The sequence below is a fragment of the Synergistaceae bacterium genome (assembly GCA_021372895.1).
Classification (GTDB): Bacteria; Synergistota; Synergistia; order Synergistales; family Synergistaceae; genus JAJFTP01.
In genome coordinates this window covers 1-5,555 of the sequence record JAJFTP010000086.1, presented here as the reverse complement: position 1 = coordinate 5,555, position 5,555 = coordinate 1, and the positions used below count along the sequence as shown (strand labels likewise).

Here is a 5,555-nt window from a genome sequence, read left to right as displayed (position 1 = left end):
AACATCGAGTCTCCCTCTCCAAAAGAACCGTCATCGGCAAAAACATGTGTGCCTGGCAATAGAGACAGGATCTGCCCGGCGTATTTCTCATAGCCCCTGCCGCGGACTCCGAGATAAATCCCACCGACCCGCTCCGGAAATAACTTGCAGTAATACATAAAGATCGCGATACCAACTCCGCCTGCGGCGAAATAAACCCTGCCGCTTCTTTCAGGCAGAGGAACGCCAAAAAGTCCGCGCACGCGGATTTCCGTCCCCGGACGTAGCTGCGACATCATCCAGGTCCCTTTGCCACGAATCACATAGCAGATTGAGATCTCACCCTTCCGCGTATCGGCATTGGCAATGGAAAACGGCCTCCCAAGCAGCGGATCCAGCCCTGTCGTTGGAAAAATCAAGACACAGTTGCCGGGCCGCACCATCGGGACAAGCTCCTGACATCTTAAAGTGATCCATGCTATCTGCTCATCAAGCATATAAGAATCTGTAACTATGCACTTATAGTCGCCTATCTTTTTTGTATGACAACCGCATTCAGACATAGACATACTCCCTTTGACAAAGAGTCCTCTGCAGAAGAGCTTAGGTTATTTATGACATAAAGAATCATAACATAACATTACACCGATCTATCCATGCTTGCCGCAGTATTTTTAATTCATGTGTCAGTATTGTTGTTTTACCGCTATATTACTGACGTAAAATATGAACAAATATGTAAAACTTGCAATGTAAGGTTTCAAGGCATTAAACCAGCTTTAAATTAAGAGAGTGCAGAAAGGGGCGTTATTTAATGGCTTACACAGAACCATACGATAAGATGGACACGAAGACCATTGATATTTCAAAGGCTATCACAAGCCTTCGAGAAGAGCTCGAAGCAGTTGACTGGTACAACCAGAGAGTTGCGGTCACAACAGACGAAGAACTTAAGCGCATCATGGCGCACAACAGAGACGAAGAGAAAGAACACGCGTCGATGCTTATTGAATGGATCCGCCGTAACATGGAGAACTGGGACAAGGAACTTCATGATTACCTTTTTACAACCGAACCGCTTGGAAAACACGAAGCAGCTGCCGCCGCAGAACCGGACGGCAAAGACCTTGGAATAGGCAAAATTTAAAGTTACGGACAAGGGGGATATTAATATGGATATTCTGAAGAGATCACTGGCGCCGATCGTCCCTGAGGCATGGGAAGAGATAGACGAGCAGGCAAAAAATGCAATTACAAGTGTCCTGTCAGGACGTAAGGTCGTAGACGTAAAAGGACCTATGGGCTGGAAGTACGACGCCGTATCGGAAGGGACACTGTCCCTGGCTGAAGAATCCCCGGTGGACGGAGTCAGTTATGGTATGCGCGAAGTTCTTCCGCTGGTGGAGATAAGGGTGCCGTTTACTATGTCAATGTGGGATCTTGAGGACATCAGCCGCGGCTGCAAGACTGTGGACTTTACACCGGTACATGAAGCGGGCCGCAAGGCCGCCCTCTTTGAGGACACAGCGATATATCAGGGCCTTGAGGATGCGGGCATTCTCGGGCTTGAGCTTGAAAGCGACAATGAACCTGTAGAGATGCAGCTTGAGGACGAGGCTATAATTTCTGCACTCGACACCGCAGTAAAGACCCTCAGCGCGCGTTCCGTCAGCGGACCATTTGCGCTCGTCTGCTCACTGCCGCTCTGGACAAAGATACAGACATCCGCAAAATGCTATCCGCTTAAAAAGCGCGTAGAAGCCTTGATCGGCGGCAAAATAGTTCTTTCAAGTCTGTATGAAACCTCCATGCTCGTATCTCTGCGCGGCGGTGACAGTGAGCTTATAGTGGGACAGGACTTCTCGATAGGCTATCAGTCACACACGAATACCGAAGTAAACTTCTACATCACGGAGACTTTCACGTTCCGGGTCCTTGCTCCGGAAGCAATTGTACCCTTCAAAATAGCCGAATAGACAAGACTTCTTTACAGCAAGCCGATTTAGATAAACAGCAAAAGTCAGTGGGGATCAACATCTTCCCCCACTGGCTTTTTAGTAATTTAGTCGTTGCAAGCTTATTTTTTAACTGTATAATATACGGACATACTCATAAAGAGTTGCTGAGGGAAATGGCCCGATGAAGCAACGACAACCTGCCTTGACCGGCAAGGTGCCAAAACCATCCCTGAACGGGAATGATGAGAGACTATCCGCGTTGATGTAATTATCTGCGGCGAAGAAACATTTGCGGCCTCTCTTATAAGGGGGACCGCTTTTTTGTTCATCATAACCCTCTTTTCAGGACTGTATTTTTGTTATTTACCAAATCCATATATTGAAATCATATACGATAGAGAGGGAGTCGATGTTCATGTCAGCAGTCAAATTCAATGCATATTTTTCAGGCGCAACAAACTCTCAAAAGGAAACCGAAACATTTTCCGGAGAAACGGCAGTCACCCAAAACACAGAAGGAGCTATAAAGGATACCAAGCCTGAATATGATGTCGCATATTATAATGCTCTCAGAGTCGGCGGGAATCCCCGGCTGGAGGAACAAAATCTGTTCATTGAGAATTACGGGCTTATATGGGAAAACAGGGAAAGAATAATCAATGACGAGGCAATGTCCGAAACACGCCTCTATTTCTCGGGACTGTCGCTCGCTTATGTCAGCGGAGGTGGCCTAACGCTCGGAATGCTCCTGACGCTTTGGAACAACGGCGAATGGACCACAAAGTGTCCCTTCTGCGGAGGGGTCGTGAGGATCTTTGGTTGGGGCGGGAGTCCGCTTACCGGGAACAATAAATACCACGGATTTTGCACATCCTGCAAAAGGGAAAGGGATAGCGCTGAAGACCATTTTATACAAAAGGTCCGCTCCGCCATAAGTATGATCAGCGAGAGGAAGGCAAAATTTGCCAAGGCACATACCGACAGCTCCTCGGATGCCGTTTCCCAGAAAGTCCTCCATTACGATTTTCGGACTCTGTCGAGAAAATGGACTGAGTACGAGAAAGATCCCGAAAAAATACCCGCAGCAAAACCTAAAAAAACGATACCCGAAAAGCCCGAAGATTATATTTGGTACTCCCCTATCCAGGCTTTGATCAATCAGCTTAATAACACAACGCTGTAAGTATATGTGAGAATTTATCAAGGAGGCTAAACAATGGAAGGCATACCGAATAAGAGATACGACAAAGCCGCCGACGAACAACCACCGATGCTTGATGGCAGAGATGATTACCTCTATCTGGCAGTTCGGGCAAAAGATACTGTCAAAACTAAAGTGAACGGGGTGTTGAAATGCTTGGCGCGATAATAGGCGACATCGTCGGTTCAAGGTTCGAATGGGACCGTATCAAAACCAAAGACTTTGAATTCTTCATGCGTGACTGCTTTATTACGGATGACAGCATAATGACTCTGGCTGTCGCCAAGGCGATACTTGAAAGCAAAAAAGATCCGGATATCCTCAGGGAAACTATCGCCGGACATCTTCAGTCGGTCGGAAGACCCTATCCGAACTGCGGCTACGGCGGAAAGTTCTACATGTGGATGTACACGGACGATCCCAAACCCTACAACAGTTACGGGAACGGAGCGGCAATGCGTGTCAGCCCCTGCGGCTTTGCCGCATCTTCTCTTGAAGAAGCCAAAATACTTTCCAAAATCGTCACAGAAGTAACGCACAACCACCCGGAAGGCCTTAAAGGCGCTGAAGCCACCACGGCCGCTATATATCTTGCCCGCATAGGCAAAAGCATACCTGAAATAAGGGATCACATCGACAAATATTACTATCCAATGGATTTTACCCTGGATGAGATCCGTCCGACATACACATTCAACGAAACATGTCAGAAGACCGTGCCTCAGGCCATAATGTCCTTTCTTGAATCGACCGGTTTCGAAGACGCAATACGCAACGCAGTCTCATTAGGAGGAGACAGCGACACCATAGCGGCAATAACCGGAGGCATTGCCGAGGCATATTACGGCATCCCTTCTGACATACGCGAACACGCGCTTCCCTACCTGGACAAACGCCTCTTAGCCATACTCAATGAGTTTGAATCACGTATTGCTTGTGTCAGATCTTAAATATATAATCATTATTGGCCGTTAGGGGTGGAATTATGGAGCGGGAGAAATTATGTATTATCGGAAATGCGAAATCTCAGATGGGAAACCCTATAACACACCAGTTTTCGCAGTTTTTCATTACCTTTATTGCAGACGGTGAGTCAGGAGAGATATTAGATCTCGAAGCTTCAGTAGTACTGGATCTGACGAATAAATTCATAAAGGATATTTTTCTTGGCAGGTCGCTAGCCGAGATAGACCCCAAAATAATAGAAAAAATAAATCACACCTATCTGGGTTCGTCTCAAAAAGCGATCCAGGTAGCATACAAAGACGCGGTAAAAAAATACAGATCGTGGAACAAAGGTATAATAATAGCGGAATAGCTGCCTTGTCCACCCGCCTGTAATCTATACGTTTGCAGCAATGGGGAGAAGATCCAGCACCTTTTGGACATCTGTTTATCAGATGCCAAAAGGTGCTTTTTTGTTTCTGTATACTGCAGCACATTGGACCGGCTGCAAAAAAATAAGGGGGATTGCTGATGGAAACATCTTTATTTAAGAAAGATCCATACAGGAAAAGAGGTGAGGAATTATGAAAATAACCGGAATAAAAGCCGGAATTCTGAGAACTCCGCTCAAAGTACCCTTTAAAACAGCGGTCAGGACGGTTGATGAAATGACCGATGTGATAGTAAGGATAGATACTGACTGCGGCATATCCGGATGGGGTTCGGCACCCCCAACGGGAAAAGTGACAGGAGATACTGTCGGATCGATCAGGGGTGCAATAGATGAAATGATAAGGCCAGTAATGACAGGAATCGACGCGTCAGACCTTGAGCAGTGCCTTGACATCCTTGACGCTTCCCTGATAAGGAACACCAGTGCCAAAGCTGCGATCGACATCGCACTCCATGACATATGGGCGAGGTCTGTGAAACAGCCTGTTTGGAGACTTTTCGGAGGAAGCGGAAAAGCAGTTGAAACAGATGTCACAATAAGCGTCAATAGTCCTGAGGAAATGGCTGAGGACTCCAGGAGGGCGCAAAAGGACGGTTTCAGGATTATAAAAACAAAAGTAGGAGTTGATCCTGAGATTGATTTCCTGCGTCTGAAGGCTATACGCGATGCTGTTGGCAGCGGAGTTAAGATCAGGATCGATGCCAATCAGGGCTGGGATCCGAATGAGGCGGTAAGGATCCTTAACCGGATGCAGGATGCCGGTTTTGACCTTGAGCTTGTTGAGCAGCCTGTAAAGGCCGGCGATCTTGACGGGCTTGCGCATGTAACAGCAAATTCTCCTGTGCCTGTCGCAGCTGACGAAAGCTGTTGGTCGGCGCGCGATGCAATGGAGATACTTAGGCGCCATGCGGCGGATATGGTCAACATCAAACTCATGAAATGCGGAGGAATAAGGAACGCACGACAGATCATCGCGCTCTCACAGTCCATGGGAGCAGAGGTAATGATAGGCTGTATG

The 5,555-nt window shown here is 47.2% G+C and carries 8 protein-coding genes and 1 riboswitch; of the genes, 7 read left to right on the top strand and 1 reads right to left on the bottom strand.

What is annotated here, in order from left to right; genetic code table 11:
* On the bottom strand, positions 1–542 hold a 542-nt coding region (locus LLF78_07975; GenBank protein MCE5202431.1), incomplete at its 3' end, for a hypothetical protein.
* Between the two features lie 251 nt (positions 543–793).
* Between LLF78_07975 and LLF78_07970 the strand changes: the two genes are divergently transcribed.
* The 7 genes from LLF78_07970 to LLF78_07940 form a co-directional block, all read left to right on the top strand.
* Positions 794–1,126: a ferritin-like domain-containing protein gene (locus LLF78_07970; GenBank protein ID MCE5202430.1), complete on the top strand. Its 333-nt coding sequence runs from the start codon at positions 794–796 to the stop codon at positions 1,124–1,126.
* Positions 1,127–1,151: 25 nt separating this feature from the next.
* Positions 1,152–1,955 (top strand): bacteriocin family protein, encoded by an 804-nt coding sequence (locus tag LLF78_07965; protein ID MCE5202429.1) that lies wholly within the window; start codon positions 1,152–1,154, stop codon positions 1,953–1,955.
* Between the two features lie 130 nt (positions 1,956–2,085).
* Positions 2,086–2,186, top strand: a riboswitch (SAM riboswitch).
* Positions 2,187–2,352: 166 nt separating this feature from the next.
* Entirely contained in the window at positions 2,353–3,120 is a 768-nt protein-coding gene (locus LLF78_07960) for a hypothetical protein (GenBank protein ID MCE5202428.1), read from the top strand.
* A gap of 33 nt (positions 3,121–3,153) precedes the next feature.
* The gene (locus tag LLF78_07955; GenBank protein ID MCE5202427.1) at positions 3,154–3,306 is read left to right on the top strand and encodes a hypothetical protein; all 153 of its coding nucleotides are present in this window, start codon (positions 3,154–3,156) and stop codon (positions 3,304–3,306) included.
* Positions 3,291–4,088, top strand: a complete 798-nt coding sequence (locus tag LLF78_07950; protein MCE5202426.1) for an ADP-ribosylglycohydrolase family protein — start codon at positions 3,291–3,293, stop codon at positions 4,086–4,088. Before LLF78_07955 ends, LLF78_07950 begins: the two co-directional genes overlap by 16 nt.
* Before the next feature lie 35 nt (positions 4,089–4,123).
* The gene (locus tag LLF78_07945; protein MCE5202425.1) at positions 4,124–4,456 is read left to right on the top strand and encodes a DUF3870 domain-containing protein; all 333 of its coding nucleotides are present in this window, start codon (positions 4,124–4,126) and stop codon (positions 4,454–4,456) included.
* A gap of 211 nt (positions 4,457–4,667) precedes the next feature.
* Positions 4,668–5,555 (top strand): dipeptide epimerase (locus LLF78_07940; protein ID MCE5202424.1); only part of this gene is annotated, 888 nt, incomplete at its 3' end.